We start from the raw sequence: 679 nt of genomic DNA, 5'->3' as shown, positions 1-679 counted from the left end.
GGAAACGTTGTGTATCGACGCGCCGGAAACTTTCACCGACGACCACAGTGCGACTGCTCCGGCCGACGCCGATTGCCGTGGGCGGTTGCGTCCGGACAATCTGGCGTATCTGATCTACACCTCTGGGTCGACCGGTCGCCCGAAGGGTGTCGCGGTCACCCACCGTGATGTGGTGTCTTTGTTCGGTGGTACGGCGGGGTGGTGTGGGTTCTGCTCTGGGGATGTGTGGGCGTGGTGTCATTCGTTTGCGTTCGATTTCTCGGTGTGGGAGTTGTGGGGTGCGCTTGTGCATGGTGGTCGGGTTGTGGTGGTGGGTTGGGAGACGGTTCGGTCGCCGAGTGATTTGTGGGAGTTGGTGGTTCGTGAGGGGGTTACGGTGCTCAACCAGACACCGTCGGCGTTTGATGCGTTGTCGGAGGTTCGGTTGTCGGGTGGGGGTGGTGTCGGTGCGTTGCGGTTGGTGATCTTCGGTGGTGAGTTGTTGCCGTCGCGGGTTGTGGAACGGACCAGGGCCTTGTTGCCGGGGGTGGGTGTTGTCAATGGTTATGGGCCGACCGAGACGACGGTGTTCGCGACGATGCTGGTGTTGTCCGCCGAGGAGGGGGTGGGGGTGTCCGAGGAGGGGGTGTCGGTGCCGATCGGGTGTCCGGTGGGGAATGTGCGGGTGTTCGTGGTGGAT

Annotated in this window: 1 protein-coding gene; it reads left to right on the top strand. The window is 62.7% G+C overall.

The window, feature by feature from the left end; genetic code table 11:
• Nucleotides 1–679, top strand: a 679-nt coding sequence (locus tag ACX4ZE_RS22940; RefSeq protein WP_480275541.1) for an AMP-binding protein, incomplete at both ends; no start/stop codon positions are given.

This window comes from Nocardia sp. TBRC8007, from assembly GCF_056629435.1.
The sequence above is the reverse complement of the archived record's forward strand: the minus strand, read 5'-3'. Positions and strand labels throughout refer to the sequence as shown.